The 24,029-nt window shown below is 71.9% G+C and carries 19 protein-coding genes; 15 read left to right on the forward strand and 4 right to left on the reverse strand.

What is annotated here, in order from left to right:
• Positions 1-48 precede the first annotated feature (48 nt).
• The gene (locus M8I34_RS20265) at positions 49-231 is read right to left on the reverse strand and encodes a hypothetical protein (RefSeq protein ID WP_030077786.1); all 183 of its coding nucleotides are present in this window, start codon (positions 229-231) and stop codon (positions 49-51) included.
• A 148-nt stretch (positions 232-379) separates the two neighbouring features.
• On the opposite strand from M8I34_RS20265, the gene M8I34_RS20270 reads away from it, so the two are divergent.
• Both M8I34_RS20270 and M8I34_RS20275 read left to right on the forward strand, forming a co-directional pair.
• Positions 380-3,370, forward strand: coding sequence for a DEAD/DEAH box helicase (locus M8I34_RS20270; RefSeq protein WP_250050852.1), 2,991 nt, complete (start codon positions 380-382; stop codon positions 3,368-3,370).
• 23 nt (positions 3,371-3,393) lie between these two features.
• The gene (locus tag M8I34_RS20275; protein ID WP_250050917.1) at positions 3,394-4,716 is read left to right on the forward strand and encodes an SWF or SNF family helicase; all 1,323 of its coding nucleotides are present in this window, start codon (positions 3,394-3,396) and stop codon (positions 4,714-4,716) included.
• 53 nt (positions 4,717-4,769) lie between these two features.
• Here the strand turns inward: M8I34_RS20275 and M8I34_RS20280 are convergent, their stop codons facing one another.
• The gene (locus M8I34_RS20280; RefSeq protein ID WP_250050854.1) at positions 4,770-5,690 is read right to left on the reverse strand and encodes a LysR family transcriptional regulator; all 921 of its coding nucleotides are present in this window, start codon (positions 5,688-5,690) and stop codon (positions 4,770-4,772) included.
• Between the two features lie 251 nt (positions 5,691-5,941).
• Between M8I34_RS20280 and M8I34_RS41945 the strand changes: the two genes are divergently transcribed.
• The 11 genes from M8I34_RS41945 (at position 5,942) to M8I34_RS20330 (ending at position 19,121) form a co-directional block, all read left to right on the forward strand.
• Positions 5,942-6,037 (forward strand): putative leader peptide, encoded by a 96-nt coding sequence (locus tag M8I34_RS41945; protein ID WP_324608891.1) that lies wholly within the window; start codon positions 5,942-5,944, stop codon positions 6,035-6,037.
• Between the two features lie 364 nt (positions 6,038-6,401).
• A complete protein-coding gene (sfnG, locus tag M8I34_RS20285) occupies positions 6,402-7,580 on the forward strand; it encodes a dimethylsulfone monooxygenase SfnG (protein WP_250050918.1) in 1,179 nt (392 codons plus the stop codon).
• Between the two features lie 124 nt (positions 7,581-7,704).
• The gene (locus M8I34_RS20290; protein WP_250050855.1) at positions 7,705-8,922 is read left to right on the forward strand and encodes an acyl-CoA dehydrogenase family protein; all 1,218 of its coding nucleotides are present in this window, start codon (positions 7,705-7,707) and stop codon (positions 8,920-8,922) included.
• A gap of 122 nt (positions 8,923-9,044) precedes the next feature.
• Positions 9,045-9,599, forward strand: a complete 555-nt coding sequence (gene ssuE / locus M8I34_RS20295; protein WP_250050857.1) for an NADPH-dependent FMN reductase — start codon at positions 9,045-9,047, stop codon at positions 9,597-9,599.
• Between the two features lie 56 nt (positions 9,600-9,655).
• The gene (locus M8I34_RS20300) at positions 9,656-10,861 is read left to right on the forward strand and encodes an SfnB family sulfur acquisition oxidoreductase (RefSeq protein WP_250050859.1); all 1,206 of its coding nucleotides are present in this window, start codon (positions 9,656-9,658) and stop codon (positions 10,859-10,861) included.
• Positions 10,862-10,954: 93 nt separating this feature from the next.
• Positions 10,955-12,118, forward strand: coding sequence for an LLM class flavin-dependent oxidoreductase (locus M8I34_RS20305; protein WP_250050861.1), 1,164 nt, complete (start codon positions 10,955-10,957; stop codon positions 12,116-12,118).
• Positions 12,119-12,271: 153 nt separating this feature from the next.
• Positions 12,272-15,355 carry a glycoside hydrolase family 2 TIM barrel-domain containing protein gene (locus tag M8I34_RS20310; protein WP_250050863.1) on the forward strand — a complete coding sequence of 1,028 codons (3,084 nt, stop codon included), beginning with the start codon at positions 12,272-12,274 and terminating at the stop codon, positions 15,353-15,355.
• Between the two features lie 198 nt (positions 15,356-15,553).
• Positions 15,554-16,474, forward strand: coding sequence for a homocysteine S-methyltransferase (gene mmuM, locus M8I34_RS20315; protein ID WP_250050864.1), 921 nt, complete (start codon positions 15,554-15,556; stop codon positions 16,472-16,474).
• A gap of 216 nt (positions 16,475-16,690) precedes the next feature.
• Positions 16,691-17,488 carry a transporter substrate-binding domain-containing protein gene (locus M8I34_RS20320; protein ID WP_250050866.1) on the forward strand — a complete coding sequence of 266 codons (798 nt, stop codon included), beginning with the start codon at positions 16,691-16,693 and terminating at the stop codon, positions 17,486-17,488.
• A gap of 11 nt (positions 17,489-17,499) precedes the next feature.
• Positions 17,500-18,285 (forward strand): amino acid ABC transporter permease, encoded by a 786-nt coding sequence (locus M8I34_RS20325; RefSeq protein WP_250050868.1) that lies wholly within the window; start codon positions 17,500-17,502, stop codon positions 18,283-18,285.
• Positions 18,282-19,121 (forward strand): amino acid ABC transporter ATP-binding protein, encoded by an 840-nt coding sequence (locus tag M8I34_RS20330; protein ID WP_308372469.1) that lies wholly within the window; start codon positions 18,282-18,284, stop codon positions 19,119-19,121. Before M8I34_RS20325 ends, M8I34_RS20330 begins: the two co-directional genes overlap by 4 nt.
• A gap of 187 nt (positions 19,122-19,308) precedes the next feature.
• Here M8I34_RS20330 and M8I34_RS20335 read toward each other — a convergent pair whose 3' ends face one another.
• Entirely contained in the window at positions 19,309-20,160 is an 852-nt protein-coding gene (locus M8I34_RS20335; protein ID WP_250050870.1) for a hypothetical protein, read from the reverse strand.
• Between the two features lie 135 nt (positions 20,161-20,295).
• Here M8I34_RS20335 and M8I34_RS20340 point away from each other — a divergent pair, with 135 nt between their 5' ends.
• On the forward strand, positions 20,296-21,261 hold the full coding sequence (locus tag M8I34_RS20340) for an acetylxylan esterase (protein ID WP_250050872.1): 966 nt from the start codon (positions 20,296-20,298) through the stop codon (positions 21,259-21,261).
• Positions 21,262-21,289: 28 nt separating this feature from the next.
• On the opposite strand, the gene xylA is transcribed toward M8I34_RS20340, so the two are convergent.
• Entirely contained in the window at positions 21,290-22,453 is a 1,164-nt protein-coding gene (gene xylA / locus M8I34_RS20345) for a xylose isomerase (protein ID WP_250050873.1), read from the reverse strand.
• Positions 22,454-22,583: 130 nt separating this feature from the next.
• On the opposite strand from xylA, the gene xylB reads away from it, so the two are divergent.
• Positions 22,584-24,014: a xylulokinase gene (gene xylB, locus M8I34_RS20350; protein ID WP_250050874.1), complete on the forward strand. Its 1,431-nt coding sequence runs from the start codon at positions 22,584-22,586 to the stop codon at positions 24,012-24,014.
• Positions 24,015-24,029: the final 15 nt, after the last annotated feature.

The raw sequence follows: 24,029 nt of genomic DNA on the forward strand, positions 1-24,029 counted from the left end.
GCGGGCCAGGCGAGGGCGTGGGCTCGGGTGGGGCGGGTGTTTGCTCGGTCAGCGGCCGATTTGTTTGCGGCTGACGCGGCGCAGTCGGCGTCGTTGGGAGGAGTCGAGCGTCAGATACGCGACGGCCGGGACCCCGACCATGACCAAGAGGGCCGCCCAGAAGGGCAGCAGCCACAGCAGGATCACTCCCACCGCGACGCCGCCGACCGCGACCTTCGCCTGTGTGGACATCCTTCACTCCCCTTCCGCGGCGTGCGCCGCGCTCTGTGTACTCCATTGAACGCCGTTTTCGTGCCGCAGGTTCCAGGAAAGCGCGTGCTGTCCTGTACTCTCGGGCGCTCCAGGCGCCAGTAGTCAAACTTGAGGAGATCGGGAAGCAGTGACATCCCTTGCCGTGGTCACGCCCGCTCAGCTGTCCGCGCTCTCCCGCTGTGCAGCGGTTTTTCTGCCGTCGGATCCGCCACGAGCGGGGCGGGTCGCCTTCTGGCGGCCTGATGGCGAGCCCGTGGGAGAGGTGCTCGGCGCGGAGGGTCCGAGGGGTGGGGCCGGGGAGGCGACGGAGCGGCTGGAGGTGGCTCTGCCGGATGGGGACGGTGCGGTTTCGCTGTGCGAGGTTCCGGCGCTGGTTCTGACGGTTGCTGAGGCAGTGCCCGTGATCACCCGTGCGCGGGCCGCGCGGGGTACCCATCCGGCTGCCGCTTTCTGGGGGGCCGCGGCCGTACTGGCGCTACAGCTCGCGGCTCGTGGCCGGATGCTGCCCGGGGTGAGTCCCGCCGGATATGACGCCTGGCGGATGGGGCCGCTCGACCCGGCGGACGTCGAGCGGTTGCGCGATCTCGCCGCGGCGATGCCCCCGTACGCGCATGCCGCCCCGCTCCCGGATTCCGACCCGTTGGCGCTGCCGGAGCCCGAGGGGCAGGTACGGGCCTTTCTCGACGCGGTGGCGGACGGGCTGCCGCGCTCCCCCGGTGCGGCGCTGGTCACCGGGGCGCCGGCGTTTGCGGTGCCCGCGCCGCAGCACATCCCCGAGCAGCGTGTCTGGGCCACGGAGGTGGCCGCGGGGCATGACGCGGGTGTGCGGATCTCGCTGCGGGTCGAGGTGCACGGCATGGAGGGGGAGGGAATCGGTCGCCAGGGGGGCGATGATGTCGGGGCGATGCCTTCGGGTGCCCGCATCGGCTTCGCTGCCGTGCTCCAGTTGCACAGCCTCACCGATCCGACGCTGGTCGCGGATGCCGCCGAGGTGTGGGCGGGGACTTCGCCCGTGGGGCAGGCCTTCGGGGCGCGGGCGCGGAGGGACACGCTGCTGACGTTGCGCCGTGCGGCGGCTGCCTGGGCACCGCTCGCCCCGTTGCTGTCCGCGGCGGTGCCCGGGGCGCTGGACCTCGCCGATGAGGAAATCGCCGAGCTGCTCGGTCCGGCCGGGCGGGCGCTGGCCGCCGCCGGGGTGCAGGTGCACTGGCCCAAGGAGCTGGCTCGTACGCTGACCAGCCGGGCCGTGGTGGGACCGCCCGATGCCGGGGGCGCCGACGGGTGGGACGGGGCGGAGTCGGGGCTGCCTTCGCTGTTGTCCGCGGATGCCCTGCTCTCCTTCACCTGGCGGTTCGCGGTGGGCGGCCAGGAGGTGGACCGGAGGGAGCTGGACCGGCTTGCCGAGGCGGGGCGGCCGCTGGTGCGGCTGCACGACCAGTGGGTGCTGATCGACCCGGAGGCGTTGCGGGCGGCCCGGGACCGTCAGGACCGTAAGATCACGCCGCTCGATGCGCTCGGCGCCGCGCTCACCGGCAGCGCCGAGGACCGGGACGGCAGCCGGGTGGAAGTGGAGGCCTCCGGGCCGCTCGCCCGGCTGCGTGACCGGCTCGCCGACCCGGAAGGCGGCGGCGCCGTACCCGTCCGGCAGCCGGCGGCGCTCGCCGCCACGCTGCGCGACTACCAGGTGCGCGGGCTCGGCTGGCTGCACCGGATGACGTCGCTGGGGCTGGGCGCCTGTCTCGCCGACGACATGGGGCTGGGGAAGACGATCACGCTCATCTCCCTGCATCTGCACCGGCAGAACTGTCCCGGGTCCGCCGGCCCCACGCTGGTCGTCTGCCCCACCTCTCTCATGGGCAACTGGCAGCGCGAGATCGAGAAGTTCGCTCCGGGCACGCCGGTGCGCCGCTTCCACGCCGGGCGGCGCAGCCTGACGGAGCTGGCGGACGGCGAGTTCGTCCTCACCACCTACGGGACGATGCGGCTCGATGCCGGGAAGCTGGCGGAGGTGGGCTGGGGTCTGGTCGTCGCCGACGAGGCACAGCACATCAAGAACCCTTTCTCCGCGACCGCCAGGGCGCTGCGGACCCTCCCCGCCGAGGCCCGGGTGGCACTGACCGGCACCCCGGTGGAGAACAACCTGTCGGAGCTGTGGGCGATCCTGGACTGGACGACGCCGGGGCTGCTGGGGCCGCTGGGCCGGTTCCGTACGCGCTATGCGCAGGCCATCGAGGGCGGCGCGGCGGCGTCCCCCGAGGCGGGCGCGGCGGCCGAGCGACTGGCCCGGCTGGTGCGGCCGTTCCTGTTGCGCCGCCGTAAGTCCGATCCGGGGATCGCGCCGGAGCTGCCGCCCAAGACGGAGACCGACCGTGCGGTGGCGCTGACCAAGGAACAGGCCGGGCTGTACGAGGCCGTGGTGCGCGAGGGGCTCGACGAGATCGCCGGGACCGACGGATTCGCCCGGCGGGGGCTGGTGGTCAAGCTGCTCACGTCGCTCAAGCAGATCTGCAACCACCCTGCGCAGTACCTGAAGGAGAACGACCGGGCGGCGGGCGACCGGGCGGCGGGAGCGGTGCGGGTCGCGGGGCGTTCGGGGAAGGTCGAGCTGCTGGACGAGCTGCTGGACACCCTCCTGGCCGAGGGCGCGAGCGTGCTGGTGTTCACGCAGTACGTGCAGATGGCGCGGCTGCTGGAGGGGCATCTGGCGGCGCGCGGGGTGCCCACGCAGTTCCTGCACGGCGGGACCCCGGTGGCCCGGCGCGAGGAGATGGTGCGGCGCTTCCAGGACGGCGCGGCGCCGGTGTTCCTGCTGTCGTTGAAGGCGGCTGGTACCGGTCTGAACCTCACCCGGGCGTCGCACGTCGTGCACTTCGACCGCTGGTGGAATCCGGCCGTCGAGGCACAGGCCACCGACCGGGCCTACCGCATCGGGCAGACCCTGCCGGTGCAGGTCCACCGGTTCATCACGGAGGGCACGATCGAGGACCGGATCGCCGAAATGCTCTCCCGTAAGCAGCAGTTGGCCGATGCGGTGCTGGGGTCCGGCGAGGCCGCACTGACCGAACTCACCGACGCCGAGCTGGCGGACCTGGTCGCACTGCGAGGGAGTGAGCGATGAGCATGCCCGGAGGGGGAGAACCGATGCATCCGGAGCGGGACGAGCAGGACGGTTCGAGGTGTCCGGACGAGGGGGGCCCGGCGGATGGCGAGCGGACGTTCGGTGCCCTGCCGGTGGCGCGTGGGCGTGCCTTTGCGCGGAGTTGGTGGGGGCAGGCGTGGCTCAAGGCGCTGGAGGACACCGCGCTGGACGGTGAGCAGCTGAGGCTGGGCCGGCGGCATGCGCGGGGCGGTGCGGTCGGTGCGGTGTCCGTGCGCCCCGGCCGGATCACGGCGGTCGTCCAGGACCGCGACCATACGCGGCACCGGTCCGATGTCCTGCTACAGCAGTTGAGCGCGGCGGACTGGGGCCGTTTCCTGGACATGATCGCGGACCGGGCCGGGCACATCGCCGCACTGCTGGACCGGGACATGCCGCCGGTGCTCGTCGAGGACGCGGCCGCCGCCGGGATCGAGCTGCTGCCCGGCATCGGCGACCTGGAGCCGGAGTGCGGCTGCGGCGCGTGGGACCACTGCGCGCATTCGGCCGCGCTGTGCTACCAGTTGGCGCGGCTGCTGGACCAGGACCCGTTCGTCCTGCTGTTGTTGCGCGGCCGGGGCGAGCGGGAGCTGCTCGACGAGTTGCAGGCGCGCAGCGCGGCGCGTGCGATGGGGCCGGCGGACGCGGACGTGGCGGCGGAACGGTCCGGCGCGGGGGTGCCGGCGGCCGAGGCGTATGCGGCGCGCGACATTCTGCCGCCGCTGCCCGCGGCACCGCCGCCGGTCGACGCGCCGGGTGCCCCGCCGGTGCTCGGTGGCGGTACCCCGCCCGCGCCCGGGGTGGACGTGGCCGCGCTGGAGTTCCTGATCGCGGACACGGCGGCGCGCGCCCAGCGGCTGCTGGCGGATGCGCTCTCCGCCTGGCACCCGGGCAGTCCGCCGCCGGCGGTGCTGACTCCCGCCCAGGATGCGGTGCGGCTGGCGGCCGCCGGCCCCGGGGAGGTCATATCAGCGCGGCTGGCGGCCGGTTCGGGCCGGGAGGCACGGGGTCTGGCGGCGGCCGTACGGGCCTGGGAGCTGGGCGGCACGGCTGGGCTCGCGGTCCTGGAGGAGGACTGGACGCCCGGGCCGGAGGCGCTGGCACGGGCAACCGGCAAGCTCGCGGCCGCCTGGGAGGACGACGAGGCCCGGCCGCGGCTGCGGGCCACCCGCAACCGCTGGACGGTGATCGGCGGCGCCGCCCAGTTGCGCTACGGGCGGGACGGCCGCTGGTGGCCGTATCGCAGGGAGGGCGGGCGGTGGGTGCCCGCCGGTCCGGCCACGGACGATCCGGCGGGGGCGTTGGCGGGCCTGCCCGCGAAGGGGTGAGGGGCAGGGGGCAAGGGGCAGGGTGACGGGGTGGGGTGACGGGGTGGGGCGGGTCAGCTTCCGCCTTCGGCCGCGGCCGGGTGTGCGGCTGCTCGTCGTACGAAGAGGTCGTGCAGATCGCGGGCGGCTTTCGGGACCGACCCGGAGCGGCGGCGCTGGATCACCATCAGGACGTCGGTGGGGTCGGCCGCCAGCGGGCGGTAGGTGATGGTGCCGCTGCGCTCCAGCGGGTCGCCGATGATGCTGAAGTCGGGCAGGACCGTGGCGCCCAGGCCCTCGGCGACCATCAGCTTGCCCATTTCAGCGCCGTCGGTGGAGTACGAGAAGGAGGGCGTACGTCCTTCGAGGAGCCGGTGGACGAAGCGGTGCATGACATAGCCGGAGCGCATCACGATCAGCGGCTGGGCGAGCAGTTCGGTCACCGAGACCTCGGTGAGTCCGGCCAGCGGGCTGTCCGGCCGGATGCACACCACCGGGCGGCCCCGCAGGAGTTCGGTGGTGTGGACGTCCGGTGGGAGGTCGTCGCCGCGTAGGTAGTTGACGAGGCCGAGGTCGAGGCTGCCTTCCAGCAGCGCGCGGTGGATCTCGGCCTGCTGGGCGCCGATCACCTCGACCTGGGTCAGCGGATGCCCGGTCCGGAACTCGCGGATGGCCGGGACCAGCAGCGGAACCGTGGCGGCGTTGACCGTGCCCAGGCGTACCATCCGGCTGATGTGGTGCTGGTCGTCCGCGGCCCGGCGCAGTTTGTCGACCGCGTCGAGCACTCCGATGATGTGCGGCAGCAGCTCCCGGCCGTCCTCGCTGATCTTCGCTCCGGAGCGCTTGCGGTCGAGGACGTCCACACCGAGTTCGCGTTCCAGATTGCGGACGGTTTCGCTCAATGCGGGCTGGGACAGATGGAGTTCCTCGGCGGCTCTGCGCAGGGAGCCGAGGCGGGTGACGGTCGCTAGGTATTCGAGTTGTTCGATCCGCACGGAATACGCACCCCGGTGAGCCGATACCGATGGTGAACCCCGGTGGATTCACTCGCCTTTGAGGCCTTCTCGATGGGGAGATCACCTCCGGTTCAAGGGGAACCCTATCACCACTTCACCTATGCCGTATCGACGCTTCGCAGTTCGATCGCTAAACTCGGCAGGGCGGCGGCCACATGGACCGGATAAGGCCGCAGAGTCGTCGCCCATGGGCCGGCGCGGAGCAATTGTTGCGAGGAGGTGACACGTTCATGAAGCAGCAACAAAAGCAGCTCACCCGACGGCGTCACGTCGATCTCGCACGGATCTCCAGTTCGCTGTGTCGCGGTGTCGGACGGCAGCGCTGACGAGTCCTGGTGCTGACGGGTGTGATCGCCGAAGAGTGCTGGCGCTGAAGAGTGCTGCGCTGACGGCTGGGAGCGCCTGCGCCGGTCGTTGTTTTCCCTTCCGGAATGACATTTCCGCGGCGATCGCAGCCTCGCCGACCGTGCGCTTCTGACCATTCAGCACCTGTATTCAGCACTCGAAATCAGCAGCTGCTCGCGCCATTCCGCGCGGAAGGGGCGCGCGCTCACTTCGATGCGCCTTCTTGCGCGGATTCTCGCGCGATCTTATGACGCCCGCCTTCCCGCACGCGGTTCCTGCACGCGGTTCCTGCACGCGGTTCCTGCACGCGGCTTTCCTCACCTTCTGGAGATCCTGATGTCCGACCTGCCCGCCCCCGGCCCCGCACGCTTCGCCTATTGGGTGCCCAATGTCAGTGGCGGCCTGGTGACCAGCACCATCGAGCAGCGCACCGATTGGGGGTACGACTACAACCGCAAGCTGGCGGTGCTGGCCGAGAACAACGGTTTTGAGTATGCGCTGAGCCAGGTCCGTTATATGGCCAGCTACGGCGCCGAATTCCAGCACGAGTCCACGAGTTTCAGCCTCGCGCTGCTGCTCGCCACCGAGCGGCTGAAGGTGATCGCGGCCGTGCATCCGGGGCTGTGGCACCCGGGTGTGCTGGCGAAGCTCGGTGCCACCGCCGATCAGCTCTCCGGCGGCCGGTTCGCGGTGAATGTGGTCAGCGGATGGTTCAAGGGCGAGTTCAGCGCGCTCGGGGAACCGTGGCTGGAGCACGACGAGCGCTACCGGCGAGCGGAGGAGTTCATCCGGGCGCTGCGCACCATCTGGACCGAGGACCATGCCGAACTGGCCGGAGATTTCTACCGGATCCGGGACTTCTCACTCAAGCCGAAGCCGCTCAACACCGCCGAGCGCCCGCATCCGGAGATCTTCCAGGGCGGCAATTCCACCGCGGCGCGGGCGATGGCCGGCCGGGTGTCCGACTGGTACTTCAGCAACGGCAAGGACTTCGACGGCGTCACCGAGCAGCTCGCGGACGTGCGGGCGTCGGCCGCCGCCGCGGGCCGGCCGGCCCCCCGCTTCGGACTGAACGGATTTCTGATCGCCCGGGACACCGAGGCCGAGGCCCGCGACGTGCTGCGGGAGATCATCGCCAAGGCGGACACCGAGGCGGTGCACGGCTTCGGCTCGGCGGTCAAGCAGGCCGGACAGTCCACGGCCGACGGCACGGGCATGTGGCAGGACTCCTCGTTCGAGGACCTGGTCCAGTACAACGACGGCTTCCGTACGGGCCTGATCGGCACACCGGAGCAGATCGCCGAGCGGATCGTGGCCTACAAGCGGCTGGGCGTTGATCTGTTCCTGCTCGGGTTCCTCCACTACCTGGAGGAGGTCGAGTACTTCGGCGAGCGGGTGCTGCCGCTGGTGCGCGCGCTGGAGGCACAGCAGGAGGGCGCGCAGGAGGAGGGTGCGCAGGCACCGTCCCGGGGAGCGGGCGCGGCGCCGCGGTCCGGCCCGGTTCCGGCGGCCGCCCGGCCCTGAGCACGTGAGCGCCTGAGCACGTGAGTGCCTGAGCGCATAAGCGCCTGCACCCGAGCGCCCTGGTGTCCGGGCGCCTGAACGCCCGAGCGCCCCCCTATCACCCCACCATCCAGGGAGACTAGATATGAGCACCGTCGCTCCGACCGACTGGGCCACCCGGCCCACACCCGAAGGCCCGCAGGGCTGGATCGAGCGCGCCGCGGAGGTCGCCGCCGTCCTCGCCACCGACGCGGTCGCCCGTGACCGCGCGGGCGCCACCCCGTATGCCGAGGTCCAACTGCTCAAGGACTCCGGCCTGGTCACCCTTCTCGGGCCCACCGCGCACGGGGGCGCCGGCCAGGACTGGCCGACCGCGTACCGGGTGATCCGGGAGGTCGCCAAGGCGGACGGGTCCGTCGGCCAGCTGCTCGGCTACCACTATCTGTGGAACTGGGCCGCGCGGCTGGTCGGCACCCGCGAGCAGTGGGAACACGTGGAGGCCGAGGCCGCCCGGCAACGATGGTTCTTCGGCGGCGCGGTCAACCCGCGCGACAAGGACGTGGTGGTACGGGACGAGGGCGAGTCCCTGGTCTTCACCGGCCGGAAGTCGTTCTCCACCGGAAGCAAGGTCTCGGACGTCACCGTGCTGGAAGGGGGCCTGGAAGGCACCGACGACCATGTCTTCGCCATCGTGCCGTCCGACAGCGCCGGGCTGACGTTCCACGACGACTGGGACAACATCGGGCAGCGGCTCACCGAGAGCGGCGGCGTCACCCTGGACGGGGTGCGGGCACCGTGGTCCGCGGCCGCCGGATACGTCGACAAGGCGTTTCGGCCACGTGTCTACAACACCCTCAACGTACCGACCATCCAGCTGGTCTTCGCCCACTTCTACCTCGGTATCGCGGCGGGCGCCCTGGAGACGGCAGCGGTCTACACCCGTACCAAGGCGCGCTCCTGGCTGCACGGCGGCCATGAGCGGGCGGCCGACGAGCCGTACGTCATCGACATCTACGGCGATCTGACGGGCAAGCTGTGGGCCGCCGAGGCGCTGGCCGACCGGGTGTCCGAGGAGGGGCAGCGGCTGCACGACGATCCGGACGCGGTGACGGAGCAGGGCCGTGGTGAGTTCGAGGTCAGGGTCGCCGCCGTCAAGGCGCGCGCCACGGAGGTGGCCCTGGAGGTCACCCAGCGGATCTTCGAGGTGACCGGGGCCCGGTCCACCGCCTCCGTCGAGGGCCTGGACCGCTTCTGGCGCAACATCCGCACGCACACCCTGCACGACCCGGTGGCCTACAAGCGCCGTGAGGTCGGCCGTTTCGTGCTCGACGGCGCACTCCCCGAGCCGACTTGGTACTCCTGACGACCGGATCCGCTCCCTACGCTCCGCCCCGTCCCGTCCCGCCCCCGGCGCTCATCGCCTCCCTCTCCCCTCTCCCTCTCTCTTCTCCCTTCCCTCCCCCTGCACTTCGAGGTGATCCCTTCATGGCCACCGTTCTGTCCGTCTCCGGAAGCCCCTCCGAGACCTCGCGTACCGCCCGTCTACTGCGTCAGCTGGACGCCCGGCTCGCCGACGAGGGGCACCACGTCATTCCGCTGGACGTCCGCAAGCTGCCCGCCGAGGCCCTGCTGGGGGCCGATTTCGGCCATCCGGCGATTGTCGAGGCCACCGAACTGTTCGCCCGTGCCGACGGCGTCATCGTCGGCACGCCCGTCTACAAGGCCGCCTACTCCGGTCTGCTCAAGTCGCTGCTGGATCTGCTGCCGCAGTACGCGCTGACGGGCAAGACCGTGCTGCCGCTGGCGACCGGCGGCAGCACCGCCCATGTCCTGGCGATCGACTACGCGCTGCGGCCGGTGCTGTCATCCATGGGCGCCGCGCACATCGTCCAGGGCTGGTTCGTCCTCGACCGGCATCTGGTCGTACGGGAGGACGGCTCGCTGGCCGTCGATCCCGGTGCGCGGGAAGGGCTCGACCACGTTCTGGACCAGTTCTCCGGGGCGCTCGGGCGCAGCCCGTTGCTGTCCGTCGCGAGCTGACGCCGCCTCCCCCGCCACCGCCCCGCCCTTTCGACGCTCCCCCTGGAGGCAGCACCGTGACCGCTACCGCGCGGCCCGCCACCGCCCATGTGATCTCCGATGACGCCGAGGCCCTGGCGGTCGCGGCCGAATTGGCCGAGGCGTTCCGGGCCGGTGCCGCGGAGCGGGACGCCGTTCGCCGACTGCCGCACGCCGAGCTGGCGCGGCTGTCGGCGAGCGGACTGCTGGGCATCACCGTGCCGCGCTCCCACGGGGGCGCACAGGTGCGGACCGAGACGCTCGCCGAGGTCGTACGCCTGCTGGCGACCGGGGACGCCAGTCTGTCCCAGATCCCGCAGAGCCACTTCGTGTACCTCAATGTGCTGCGCCGTCAGGGCACCGCCGGACAGCAGGCCTTCTTCTTCGGTGAGGTGCTGGCGGGGCGGCGGCTGGGCAATGCGCAGTCGGAGGCGGGGACGCGGCATGTGCAGGACATCCGTACCCGGCTGGTGTCCGCGGCGGACGGTTCGTATGTGCTGAGCGGGGTGAAGCACTACGCGACCGGTGCACTGTTCGCCGACTGGATCCCGGTGCTGGCGCGCGGCCGGGACGAAGCGCTTTATGTGGCGTATGTGCCACGGGAGGCGCCGGGGGTACGGATCGTCGACGACTGGGACGGGATGGGGCAGCGGACCACGGCCAGTGGGACGGTGCACCTGGAGGACGTGACGGTGCCGGCCGACCGGGTCGTCCCGCATCACCTCACCTTTCGCGGCCCCCAACTGCATGGTGCGGTCGCCCAGTTGCTGCATGCCGCGATCGACACCGGGATCGCCTGCGGCGCACTGGCCGAGGCCGCCTCCTTTGTCCGCACCAAGAGCCGGCCGTGGTTCGAGAGCGGTCTCGACAGCGCGGCCGAGGATCCCCTGCTGATCCAGCGGTTCGGGGAGCTGGCGGTACGGGTGCGGGCCGCCGAGTCGCTGCTGGTGTCGGCGGCGCGGACGGTGGATGCCGCGGCGCTCGCGCTGACCGACGACTCCGCCGCCGAGGCGTCGATCGCGGTGGCCGCGGCGAAGGTGGTGGCGGCGGAGGCGGCGGTGGAGACCGGCAGCGCGCTGTTCGAGGTGGCCGGGACCCGGTCCGCTCTGGACGGGCTGAATCTTCACCGGCACTGGCGGGACGCGCGCACCCACACCCTGCACGACCCGGTCCGCTGGAAGGTGCAGCACATCGGCCGGTACGTCCTCAACGGCACCCGGCCGCCCCGGCACGGTCTGCTCTGACGCCCGGCCCCGCCCCGCCCCGGTCTGCCCTGACGACCGGCATCGCCCCGCCCCCCACCCCTCCTCTTCCCTCTCTTCCCCTTCGGAGCCCGCATGTCCTCCCTCACCTTCCACTGGTTCCTGCCCACCTACGGCGACAGCCGGCATGTCGTCGGCGGTGGCCATGGCGTGCCCACCGGGTCCGCCGGCGGGGAGCGGCCCGCCACCCTCGGCTATCTGACGCAGATCGCCCGCGCCGCCGAGGACCTGGGCTTCGATGGGGCGCTCACCCCCACCGGAGCGTGGTGCGAGGACGCCTGGCTCACCACGGCCATGCTGGCCCGCGAGACCGAACGGCTGAAGTTCCTGGTGGCGTTCCGGCCGGGGATCGTCGCGCCGACCCTGGCCGCCCAGATGGCCGCCACCTTCCAGCGGCACTCCGGCGGACGGCTGCTGCTGAATGTCGTCACCGGTGGCGAGAGCCATGAACAGCGCGCCTACGGGGACTTCCTGGACAAGGACGACCGTTACGCCCGCACCGGCGAATTCCTGGAGATCGTCAAGGAATTGTGGGACGGGAAGACGGTCGATTTCACCGGGGAGCAGCTGCGGGTGGCGGGCGCCCGGCTGGCCCGGGTGCCCGATCCGGTGCCGCCGGTGTACTTCGGCGGGTCCTCCCCGGCCGCCGGAGAGGTGGCCGCGCGCGCCGCCGATGTCTATCTGACCTGGGGCGAGCCGCCGGCCGAGGTCGAGCGGAAGATCGCCTGGATCCGGGAGCTGGCCGGCCGCGCCGGGCGCCGGGTGCGGTTCGGCATCCGGCTGCATGTGATCACCCGGGACACCGCGGAGGCGGCCTGGGCGGAGGCACAGCGGCTGCTGGACGGCTTCGGCCCGGAGGCGATACGTGCGGTGCAGGCGGGGCTGGCCCGCAGCGAGTCCGAGGGGCAGCGCCGGATGCTGGCACTGCACGGCGGCCGCACCGACGGGCTGGAGATCGCGCCGAACCTGTGGGCCGGCATCGGGCTCGTACGGGGCGGGGCGGGCACCGCGCTGGTCGGCAGTCACACGGAGGTGGCGGAGCGGATCGTGGAGTACCAGCGGCTGGGCATCGAGGAGTTCATCCTCTCCGGGCACCCCCATGTCGAGGAGGCGTACTGGTTCGGGGAGGGGGTGCTGCCGGTGCTGCGGGACGCCGGGCTGTGGCGGCATCCGGCGGCGCGGACGGACGATTCCCCGGCCGCCGCGCAGGTCCCGTTCGCCGCCGGGGTGGGCCGCTGAAGCAGGGACCGGGTGGGCCGTTGATCCATGGGCCGGTCGGCCCGCCGCGATGGTCCGGCCCAATCCTCCCCATCCGGCTGCGCCGTGCCGCCGCACATGATTCGCTGAACTGATCCCCCACCGCCAGGCACCCCGCCCGCAGCAGGAGGACCAGTGACCGGCACCTCGCAGCACGCGCCGCACCACCTCTCGTCCGTACAGCCCCCGCGGACCGCCGACGGGACGGACAGCGCACCGCACCACCCCGGCCGCCCCCGGAACCCCCCGTACTACGAGGACCGCTCGCCGGGAAGCGGGGTCCTGCCGCCGCGCGCCTGGTTCCCGAGGTCGGATGCCGCCCGGCTGTCCCTGCACGGCCGTTGGCGGTTCCGGCTCTCGGCGAGCGCCACCGCCGTGGATGAGTCGTTCGCCCGGCCCGACTTCGACGATGCGCAGTGGGAGGAGCTACGGGTGCCCGGCCACTGGGCGCTCCAGGGACGCTTTGCTTCCGAAGGCTCCTACGAGGGCAACGGGACGGCGCAGCCGAGCGGGGCGCCCGCTTACACCAACACCGCCTACCCCTTCCCGGTCGATCCGCCACGGGTGCCGGACGAGAACCCGACGGGCGATCACCGGCAGGTCTTCGATCTGCCCGAGGGGTGGGGTGAGGGGCCCGCGGTGCTGCACTTCGCCGGGGTGGAGTCCTGCGCCCGGGTCTGGCTCAACGGGCAGGAGCTGGGCCACTTCAAGGGCAGCAGGCTGCCGCACGAGTTCGAGGTGGGAGCGCTGCTGCGGCCGCGCGGCAATGTGCTGGCGGTACGTGTCCACCAGTGGTCGTCGGGCAGCTATCTGGAGGACCAGGACCAGTGGTGGCTGCCCGGTATCTTCCGGGAGGTCGCGGTCCACCGCCGTCCCGAGGGTGCGGTCGCCGACCACTTCGTCCACGCCGGGTTCGATCATGTCACCGGCCACGGCACCCTGCGGGTGGAGTGCGCACCGGCCGGCCGGGTGACCGTCCCGGCGCTCGGCCTCGATCTGGCGACCGGCGAGAGCGCCACCGTTCCGGTGCGCCCCTGGACGGCCGAGCAGCCGCATCTCTATGACGGGGAGCTGGTGACCTCCGGTGAGCGGATCCCGCTGCGGATCGGGTTCCGTACGGTCCGCGTCGAGGACGGGCTGCTGAAGGTCAACGGCCGCCGGATCCTGCTGCGCGGCGTCAACCGCCATGAGTTCCATCCGCGCTACGGACGCGCCCTGGACCCCGGGACGATGCGCCGCGATCTGCTGCTGATGAAGCAGCACAACATCAACGCGGTACGCACCAGCCACTATCCGCCGCACCCCGCCTTCCTCGACCTCTGTGACGAGTTGGGCCTGTGGGTCGTCGACGAGTGCGATCTGGAGACCCACGGGTTCGGCGGGCAGGGCTGGCGGGACAATCCGGTCGATGATCCGCGCTGGGAGCCGGCGCTGCTCGACCGGGCCCGGCGGATGGTCGAGCGGGACAAGAACCACCCCAGCATCGTGCTGTGGTCACTGGGCAACGAGTGCGGCACGGGGCGCGGGCTGTCCGCCATGGCCGCCTGGATGCGCGAGCGCGACCCGTCGCGGCCGCTGCACTACGAGGGCGACCCCAGCTGCGCCGACACCGATGTCTACTCCCGGATGTATGCCGACCACGCCGAGGTGGAGCGCATCGGGCAGCGCACCGAGGCGCCGCTGTCCGACCCGGAACTGGACGCCCGGCGGCGCCGACTCCCCTTCCTCCTCTGCGAGTACGCACATGCGATGGGCAACGGTCCGGGCGGGCTGAGCGAGTACCAGCGGCTGTTCGAGCGCTATGAGCGCTGCCAGGGCGGTTTCGTCTGGGAGTGGATCGACCACGGGCTGCGGCAGCAGACCCCCGCCGACGAGGTCTTCCACGCCTACGGCGGCGACTTCGGCGAGGAGCTGCACGACGGGAACTTCGTCTGCGACGGCCTGGTATTCCCCGACCGGGCGCCCTCCCCGGGCCTGCTGGAGTTCAAGAAGGTCGTCGAACCGGTGCGGATCGAGGCCGAGGCCGAGACGGAGAAGGAGAAGGAGACCGACGAGGGCGGCACGGCGGGCGCGGTCCGGATCACCAATCTGTACGACTTCGTAGGCCTCGGCCATCTCGGCTTCCGCTGGATCTACGAGGTGGACGGTGAGCTGCGCGGGCACGGCCGGCTGGAGGTGCCGCCGCTGGCGCCCGGTGAGTCGGCCGTGGTGCGGTTGCCGACGCCGCCGGTCGAGCCGGGCGACGACGGGGAGGCGCTGTGGACGGTCCGGGCCGTGCTGGACGAGGACAGCGCATGGGCTGCGGCCGGGCACGAGGTCGCCTGGGGCCAGCTGCCGGCCGCACCGCGCCCCGTCGTCGCTCCCCCGGCGGCCACCGCCGCACCGCGCCGCGGTGAGGGCAATGTGATCGTCCTCGGCCCGGGGACCTTCGACGCCGGCACGGGGGCGCTGGCCTATCTGGACGGCGTCCGGATCGGCGGCCCCCGGCTGGACGTCTGGCGCGCACCGACCGACAACGACGAGGCCGCTCCCTGGCAGCCGGGGCCGCGGCCGGCCACCGAGTGGCGGCGGATCGGCCTGCACCGGATGCGGCACCGCGTCGATGCCGTCGAGACCGGGCCGGACACTGTGGTGGTACGGTCCCGGGTCGCCCCGGCCGGGTCGCCGCTGGCGCTGCGCACCGTCTACCGCTGGACGGCACAACGGGACCTGCTGCGACTGGAGTTGAGCGTCGGTCCCGAGGGCGACTGGCCGGTTCCGCTGCCACGGCTCGGGGTGCGGATGCGGGTGTGCGGAAGCCTGGGGCTGGCGAAGTGGTTCGGCGGCGGGCCGGGCGAGGGCTATCCGGACACCCGGGCGGCCGCACGGGTCGGCCGCTGGTCGATGCCGGTGGACGCGTTGCAGACGCCGTACGTGCGGCCACAGGAGAACGGTGCGCGGCCCGGTGTGCGCTGGGCGGAGCTGACCCGTACGGACGGCTCGGGTCTGCGGATCGAGGGCGATCCGGACTTCTTCCTCACCGCCCGCCGGTGGTCGGCCGAGGAGCTGACCGCGGCCCGCCACACCACGGATCTGCGGCCCGGCGACGACCTGTGGCTGCATCTCGACCATGCGCAGCACGGCATCGGCAGCCAGTCGTGCGGGCCAGGGGTACTGCCGCAGCACCGGCTGGAGGTGGCACCGGCGCGGTTCTCGTTCGTGTTCGCGTCGCTGCACTGAATCCCGCGCCGTATCGGCCGCCGGCCGCCGGCCGCCGGGTCAGGCCGACCGGTGCACGGTGCTGTACCTCGCGCCGTGCCGTACCTCGCCCCCGTGCCTGCCCACCCCTCCGGCCAGGGGTTTTGTCACCTGCGGCGATACGATCCGGGGTGAGGCGTGCGCACCCACGCGTCCCACACCACCGAGAGGCTTCGCACCATGGTCAGCACCTCCCCGCCGCTCGCCGACGCCCTCGCCACGGGGCCGGTCGTCCTCGACGGCGGGCTGTCCAACCAGCTGGAGGCCGCCGGGCACGACCTCAGCGACGCACTGTGGTCGGCCCGGCTGCTGGCCGAGGAGCCGGAGGCGGTGGTGCAGGCGCATCTGGCGTACTACGAGGCAGGGGCGCAGGTCGCGATCACGTCCAGCTATCAGGCGACGTTCGAGGGGTTCGCGCGGCGCGGTATCGGCGAGGAGCAGGCCGCGGCGCTGCTCGGCCGGAGTGTGGAGCTGGCCCGCGAGGCGGCCGGGCGGGCGTCGGCCGGCGGGGTCGCCGGGCCGCTGTATGTGGCCGCTTCGGCGGGTCCGTACGGGGCGATGCTGGCGGACGGCTCCGAGTACCGCGGCCGCTACGGCCTGTCGGTGGACAAGCTGGAGCGGTTCCACCGGCCGCGTCTGGAGGTGCTGGCCGCGGCGGGCCCCGATGTGCTGGCGCTGGAGACGGTGCCGGACGCCGAGGAGGCGCGTGCGCTGCTGCGGGCGGTGCGCGGGCTGGGTGTACCGGCCTATCTGTCGTACAGCGTCGCGGGCGGCCGCACCCGGGCCGGGCAGCCGCTGGCGGAGGCGTTCGCGGTGGCGGCGGACGTGGACGAGGTGATCGCGGTGGGGATCAACTGCTGCGCGCCGGACGATGCGGACCGGGCGGTGCGGCTGGCGGCGCAGGTCACCGGCAAGCCGGTGGTGGTCTACCCCAACAGCGGGGAGAGCTGGAACGCCGCGGCGCGGGCCTGGTGCGGCAGCCCGGCGTTCGGCGCGGACCGGGTCGCCGCCTGGGCCGCGGACGGCGCCCGGCTCATCGGCGGCTGCTGCCGGGTGGGCCCGGACGCCATCGCCGAGCTGGCGGCCGGTCTCGGCCGCTGACGGGACGGCCCGGGAGCGGGAGCCCGGCGGGCCGCCACGGACACGGCGGCCGCCCCGGGAGCGGAGCCGGCGGTCGCCACGGGCCCGGATGCGGGCCGAAGGCGTTACACAGACGCAACCGAAGCAGCGGCGACAGAGCCCCGGGCCGATGGCAGTATGCAGCCACATCGCAGCACGCACGGCTTGGTTGATGTTCATCCTGCCCCTGGAGGGCCTGTGTCCGCTCGCTCCGCGTTGCCTGTCATAGCCGCTGCCGCGGCCATCGTCGTTCTGGCGGGGTGCAGCAGCACCAAGTCCGACGGGAAGAAGGGCTCCGGTGGCCTGGAGCTGGTCTCCTCCGGGACCTTGAAGACCTGCACCCACCTGCCCTACGCGCCGTTCCAGGTGAAGAAGGACGGCAAGGTCGTCGGATTCGATGTGGATCTCGTGGATCTGGTCGCCAAGGACCTGGGCGTCAAGCAGGAGATCGTCAATACGCCCTTCGAAGGCATCGAGACCGGCCAGGACTTCACCATCCGCAAATGCGATCTTGCCGCGGCCGGCATGACGATCACGTCCGCGCGGGACAAGGTCATGGATTTCTCCGACCCGTATTTCAATGCCACGCAGGCGCTGCTGACGAAGAAGGGCAAGCCCTTCAAGAAGGTCGAGGACCTCAAGGGCAAGAAGCTCGGATACCAGAAGGCCACCACCGGCGGGATCTACGCCAAGAAGCACGGCAAGGGCGTCGAGCTGGTGGAGTTCGAGGATCTGGGGCTGCTGCTTACCGCCGTGAAGTCCGGGCAGGTCGCTGCCGGCATCAATGACAACGGCGTGCTCTTCGACTATGTGAAGCAGAACGCGGACACCGAGGTCACCGCGGAATTCAACACCGGTGAGCACTACGGCATCGGTGTACGCACCGGAAATGACGCGCTGCGCAAGAAGATCAACGCGGTCATCAAGAAGGCGAAATCCGACGGGAGTTACGACCGGATCTACAAGAAGTGGTTCGGCACCACCCCGCAGAGCTGAGGCCGGCCGTCATGTCACTGTCCAAACGACAGCGCGCGCGGGCGATCCGCGGCGTGCAGTACGGCGTGCTGGTCGCCGCCGTGGTGGCCTTTGCGCTGGTCGCCGACTGGCACCAGCTGCGGATGGCGTTCTTCGACGTGGAGGTCGCCAAGGCGCTCTTCCCGGAGATCATCACCACGGCTCTGGTCAACACCGTCCTCTACACCCTGCTCGGCTTCGGTTTCGGTCTGGCGCTCGGCCTGGTGCTCGCACTGATGCGGCTCTCCTCCGTGCCGCCCTACCGCTGGATAGCCGTCACCTATATCGAGTTCTTCCGCGGGATCCCCTGTCTGCTGGTGTTCATCGCGCTCGGCTTCGGTGTGCCGCTGGCCTTCGAGGTCGCGCTCGATATGAACATCACGGTGATGCTGTCGCTCGGGCTGGTGGGCGCTGCCTATATGGCGGAGACCATCCGGGCCGGTATTCAGGCGGTCCCCAAGGGGCAGACCGAGGCGGCGCGTTCCCTGGGGATGTCGCACGGCCGGGCCATGCTCTCGATCGTCATTCCCCAGGCGTTCCGTATCGTGCTGCCGCCGCTGACCAATGAATTGATCCTGCTGACCAAGGACTCCTCGCTGGTGTATCTGCTGGGTCTCTCCCTCACCCAGTTCGAGCTGGCCAACTTCGGCCGGGACGCCCTCAATGAGCACAAGAGCCTGACCCCGATCCTGATCGCCGGGCTGCTCTACCTCGTGATCACCCTCCCCCTCGGCCAGCTGGTCCGTCGGCTGGAGGCCCGTACGGCGAAGGCCAGGTGAGCGGCGTGACGACCGACCAGGCGGCACCGGAGACGGCGGATGCGAAGGCCATCGACGTACAGGGCCTGCGCAAGGCGTTCGGTGAGCTGGAGGTGCTGCGCGGGATCGACTTCTCGGTGGCGCGCGGCGAGGTGGTGTGTGTCATCGGGCCCTCGGGGTCGGGGAAGTCGACCCTGTTGCGCTGTGTGAATCTGCTGGAGGAGCCGAGCGCGGGGCGGGTCGTGGTGGCCGGCACCGAGGTCACCGACCCGGACGTGGACATCGACCGGGTCCGGCGGCGGATCGGGATGGTCTTCCAGGCCTTCAACCTCTTTCCGCATCTGACCGCGCTGGAGAATCTGACGATCGCCCAGCGGCGGGTGCTGCGCCGCGACCGCGGCGAGGCGGAGCGGATCGCCCGCGCCAATCTCGAACGGGTCGGGCTGAGCGACAAGGCGGGGTCCTATCCCGCGCAGTTGTCGGGCGGGCAGCAGCAGCGGGTGGCCATCGCCCGTGCGCTGTCCATGGAACCGGAGCTGATGCTCTTCGACGAGCCGACCTCGGCGCTGGACCCCGAGCTGGTCGGCGATGTGCTGGCGGTGATGCGGGCGCTGGCGCAGGAAGGCATGACGATGCTCGTCGTCACCCACGAGATGAGCTTTGCCCGGGAGGTCGCCGACCGGGTGGTGTTCATGGACGGCGGGGTGATCGTCGAGGAGGGCACGCCGGAGCAGGTGGTGGGCGCCCCGCAGCACGAGCGGACCCGGACCTTTCTGGCGCGGGTGCTGGACCCGGCGGCCGCCGAGGTCGGGGAGGTCACGGACACCGGCGCGGCGGGCAAACGGGTCGACCGCTGACCGGTCGAGGGCGTCACGGCCGGCGGGCGGCGTACCCGCCCGCTCGTCGACGACCACGGCTTCGGCAGGACGGACGGCCCCGTTGCGTTCGACGCTCAGGGCCGTCTCGTCGACGGCGTCTCGTGGACGGCGCGCTGCCGACGACGGCGGTGCCCGTCGGTGCCGACAACGGCGGTGACCGTCCGGCTCAGGAAAGCGGCCTGGTCAGCTTCTTGGTGGCGGTGCTGTTGCCCGCCAGGCTACAGCTGACTGTCTTGATGCCGATCTTGTAGCCGTCGAGGGTGGGGTACTGGATGTAGGTGCCCTCGGCGGTCCCCCTGGGCTGCCGGGCCGCCTTGCTCTGCAACTCGTTGCGGCACAGCGAGGACGCCTTGGCCCGGATCTCGGTCTCGGTCGTCAGGCCGGATGCGAGGCGGTGGATGGTGACGACCTCGGCGTCGTGCGGGCCGTTGCAGGAGGCCTTGTCGTTGTTGCCGCCACCGCCCGCCGGACGGTCGTAGCAGTCGCCGGCCTTCATCAGATAGAAGGGGATCTTGTCGCCGTCGGGCGTCGGCGTGCTGCTCTCGAAGTCGCTGCCGGTGGGCGTCCCGGTGGGGGTGGCGTCGTAGGAGGGCGTCGCGGACGGTGTGGCGCTGGTGCTCGAAGCGGGCGTCCGGGCACGGTTGTTGCTGCCGCCGCCGTCGCTGTTGTTGATCACGATGACGGTGATGACGGCGGCCAGCACGACCACACCACCGCCGATGATCGCCGCGATGGTCTTGCCGTTGCCGCCACCGCCGGGCGGGCCGGGCGGCTGCTGCCAACCGCCGGGGCCCCCGGGGCCACCCGGGCCGGGAGGGCCGTAGCCGCCGCCCGCGGGCGGTCCGAAACCGCCGGGGGGCTGGTTGCCGCCCGCGGGCGGGCCGTAGCCACCCGGGCCAAAACCGCCCTGCCCCTGACCGCTCGGACCGTAGCCACCGGCCGGCGGGCCATAGCCGCCCGGGGTGCCCTGAGGCGGCTGAGGCGGCTGGTTCGGCGGCGGAGGCGGAGGAAAGCTCATGGTGGAAATGATCGCTTCTTTACTCGGTTTTCAGGGACTCGGTGACCAACCTGGAACATTTCAGGTCTGAAATGTCCGGCCCATGGGCACCGTTGGCGACAGGCAGCAAGCCACCCTACGGCTCGGAGGTTTTTCGTGTTCACCGACCTGCCCCTGGACGAGCTGCACACCTACCGCCCGCCGCGCTCCGAGCCGGCCGGCTTCGACGCGTTCTGGCGGCGCACCCTCGACGAGGCCGGTGCCCACGACCTCGACGCGCGTTTCACCGAGGTCGATGCGGGGCTGACCCTGCTGCACACCTATGACGTGACGTTCTCCGGCTTCGGCGGGCACCGTATCCGCGGCTGGTTCCTGTTCCCGCGGGCGGCCGACGGGCCGCTGCCGTGCATCGTGCAGTACCTCGGCTACGGCGGCGGCCGGGGGATGGTGCACGACTGGCTGCTGTGGCCGTCCGCGGGGTACGCCACCCTCGTCATGGACACCCGTGGACAGAGCGGCCCCAACCGGCCCGGTGACACCCCCGATCCGGTCGGCTCCGGCAATCCGGGCGTACCCGGCAAGATGACCCAGGGTCTGCTCGATCCCGATGACTACTACTACCGGCGGCTGTTCACCGACGCGGTACGGGCCGTTGAGGTCGCACGCGGACACCAGGCGGTGGACGCCGGCCGGACCGTGGTCGCCGGCGGCAGCCAGGGCGGTGCCGCGGCCCTGGCGGTGACGGGCCTGGTCCCCGGCCTGGCGGGCGCGTTGATCGACGTCCCGTTCCTGACCCACATCCGCCGCGCGGTCGAGATCACCGACACCGGGCCGTACGGCGAACTCACCCGCTACTTCGCGGGTGCGCGCGGCCACATCGACACCGCGCTGCACACCCTGGACCACTTCGACGGCCTCCATTTCGCGGCCCGGGCCTCCGCCCCCGCCCTCTTCGGCACGGCGCTGCGCGACGATGTGGTCCCGCCCTCGACCGGCTTCGCCGCGTACCACCACTACGGGGGCGAGAAGGAGCTGAAGGTGTGGCGGTTCAACGCCCACGAGGGGGGCGGCGGCGAGCAGCGGGCAGCCGAAATAGCCTTCGTGCGCGCGCTGTTCGGCTGAGCGGCACCCGCCTTCCGGGCGGCACCCCTCAGACGGCCCCCAGCAGGTGTTCCAGCGCCAGCTGGTCCAGATGCTCGAAGGCCATCCCGCGGGCGGCCGCCGCCTCGACGTCGAAGGTCTCGTAGGCGGTGCCGTCGGCGAGCAGTCCGGCCAGGCCGTCCTCGGCGGTGGGCCGGGCCAGCTGGTCCAGGCGCGCGGCGCGCAGCGCGTCCTGGACGGCCGGGTCGGCGCGGAAGGCCGCGGCGCGCTCCTTGAGGAGCAGATAGTTGCGCATACAGCCGGCCGCCGACGTCCAGACGCCGTCCAGGTCCTCGGTGCGCGGCGGCTTGAAGTCGAAGTGCCGCGGTCCGTCATAACCGGCCGTCTCCAGCAGGTCGACCAGCCAGAACGCGGACCGCAGGTCACCCGCGCCGAAGCGCAGGTCCTGGTCGTACTTGATCCCGCTCTGGCCGTTGAGGTCGATGTGGAAGAGCTTGCCGGCCCACAGCGCCTGGGCGATGCCGTGCGGGAAGTTCAGCCCGGCCATCTGCTCGTGCCCGACCTCGGGGTTGACGCCGTAGAGCTCGGGGCGCTCCAGCCGCTCGATGAAGGCGAGGGCGTGGCCGACGGTGGGCAGCAGAATGTCGCCGCGCGGCTCGTTGGGCTTGGGCTCGATGGCGAACTTCAGGTCGTAGCCCTGCTCGACGACGTACTGGCCGAGGAGGTCGAAGGCCTCCTTCATCCGGTCCAGGGCGGCCCGTACGTCCTTGGCCGCCCCGGACTCCGCGCCTTCTCGTCCGCCCCAGGCCACAAAGGTGCGGGCGCCCAGCTCGGCGGCCAGGTCGATGTTGCGGAGGGTCTTGCGCAGTGCGTAGCGGCGGATGCCACGGTCGTTGGCGGTGAAGGCGCCGTCCTTGAAGACGGGGTGGGTGAAGAGGTTGGTGGTCACCATCGGGGCGATCAGGCCGGTGGCGTCCAGTGCCTGCCGGAAGCGTTTGACGGCCGTCTCGCGCTCGATGTCCCCGGCGCCGAACGGGATCAGATCGTCGTCGTGGAAGGTGACGCCGTACGCGCCGAGGTCGGCGAGGCGGTGGACCGACTCGACGGGGTCCAGCACCCGGCGGGTGGCGTCCCCGAAGGGGTCACGGCCCTGCCAGCCGACGGTCCACAGGCCGAAGCTGAACTTGTCCCCGGGCACGGGCTGACGGCTCATGGTGACTCCCTCGATCATTTCGTCAACGCACTTTACAAATTCCGCCGCGGCCAAACTAATATGCGACAGCACACCGGGGAACCCCCTGGACCGACACCATGGGATACGGGCCGCCGAGGGAGAGTGCACGATGGGCGCACAGTCAGCCGGACCGCTGGTCGTCGGGGTGGACAGCTCGACGCAGTCCACCAAGGCACTGGTCGTGGATGCGACGACCGGCGTGGTCATCGCCCGGGGCCAGGCCCCGCACACGGTCAGCGGCGGCGACGCCAAGGAGAGCGACCCCGGCCGGTGGTGGCAGGCACTGGGCGAGGCGCTGGCACAGTGCGGCGACGCGGCGCGGCAGGCCTCGGCGCTGTCCGTCGGCGGTCAGCAGCACGGGCTGGTCGCGCTGGACGCGGCCGGTGAGCCGGTGCGCCCCGCCCTGCTGTGGAACGACGTGCGCCCGGCGCCGCAGAGCGAGCGGCTGATCGCGGAGCTGGGGGGCGCGAAGGCCTGGGCCCAGCGGGTGGGCAGCGTGCCGGGCCCGGCGTTCACGGTGGCCAAGTGGGCCTGGCTGCGGGCGAACGAGCCGGCCGCGGCCGCCGCCACCGCCGCGGTGCGCCTGCCGCACGACTACCTCACCGAGCGTCTGACCGGCGAGTCCGTCACCGATCGCGGCGACGCGTCCGGGACCGGGTGGTGGGCGTCGTCCACCGAGTCCTACGACGCGGAGATCCTGGAGCATGTCGGGCTGTCCCCCGAGGCGCTGCCGCGGGTGGCGCTCCCGGGTGAGGCCGCCGGGACCGTACACGCCGATGATCTGCCGCTGCCCCATGGTGCGTTGGTGGCCGCCGGGACGGGGGACAACATGGCGGCCGCGCTCGGGCTGGGCCTGCGTCCCGGGCAGCCGGTGCTGAGCCTGGGCACCTCGGGGACGGTCTATGCGGTCTCCGCCCACCGGCCCGCCGATCCGACCGGCACCGTGGCGGGCTTCGCCGATGCCCGCGGTGACTGGCTGCCGCTGGCCTGCACCCTGAACTGCACGCTCGCCGTGGACCGGGTGGCGGCGCTGCTGGGGCGTGACCGGGAGGCCGTGGAGGCGGGCGGTGAGGTGGCGATGCTGCCGTTCCTCGACGGCGAGCGCACCCCGAACCTGCCCGGCGCCTCCGGCCTGGTCCACGGGCTGCGGCATGACACCAGCGCCGGTCAGCTGCTCCAGGCCGCCTACGACGGCGCGGTGTTCGCGCTGCTCCAGGCCCTGGACCGGGTGCTGGACGCGGATGCCGCGCCCGATACGCCGCTGCTGCTGATCGGCGGCGGCGCGAAGGGCCGGGCCTGGCGGGAGACGGTACGCCGGCTGTCGGGCCGCCCGGTGGTGGTGCCCGAGGCACACGAACTGGTGGCGCTCGGCGCGGCGGCGCAGGCGGCCGGACTGCTGCTGGAGGAGGACCCGGCGGCGGTGGCCCGTCGTTGGGGCACGGCGCGCGGCGCGGAGTACGAGGGGCAGCCGCGGGACGTCGCCGCCTGGGACCGGCTGGCGACGACGCTCGCCGACGGCGAGACGCTGCTGCGACGGTGACCGCAGCGCCGCAGC

The sequence above is a fragment of the Streptomyces sp. MCA2 genome (assembly GCF_023544705.1).
GTDB classification, from domain to species: Bacteria; Actinomycetota; Actinomycetes; order Streptomycetales; family Streptomycetaceae; genus Streptomyces; species Streptomyces decoyicus.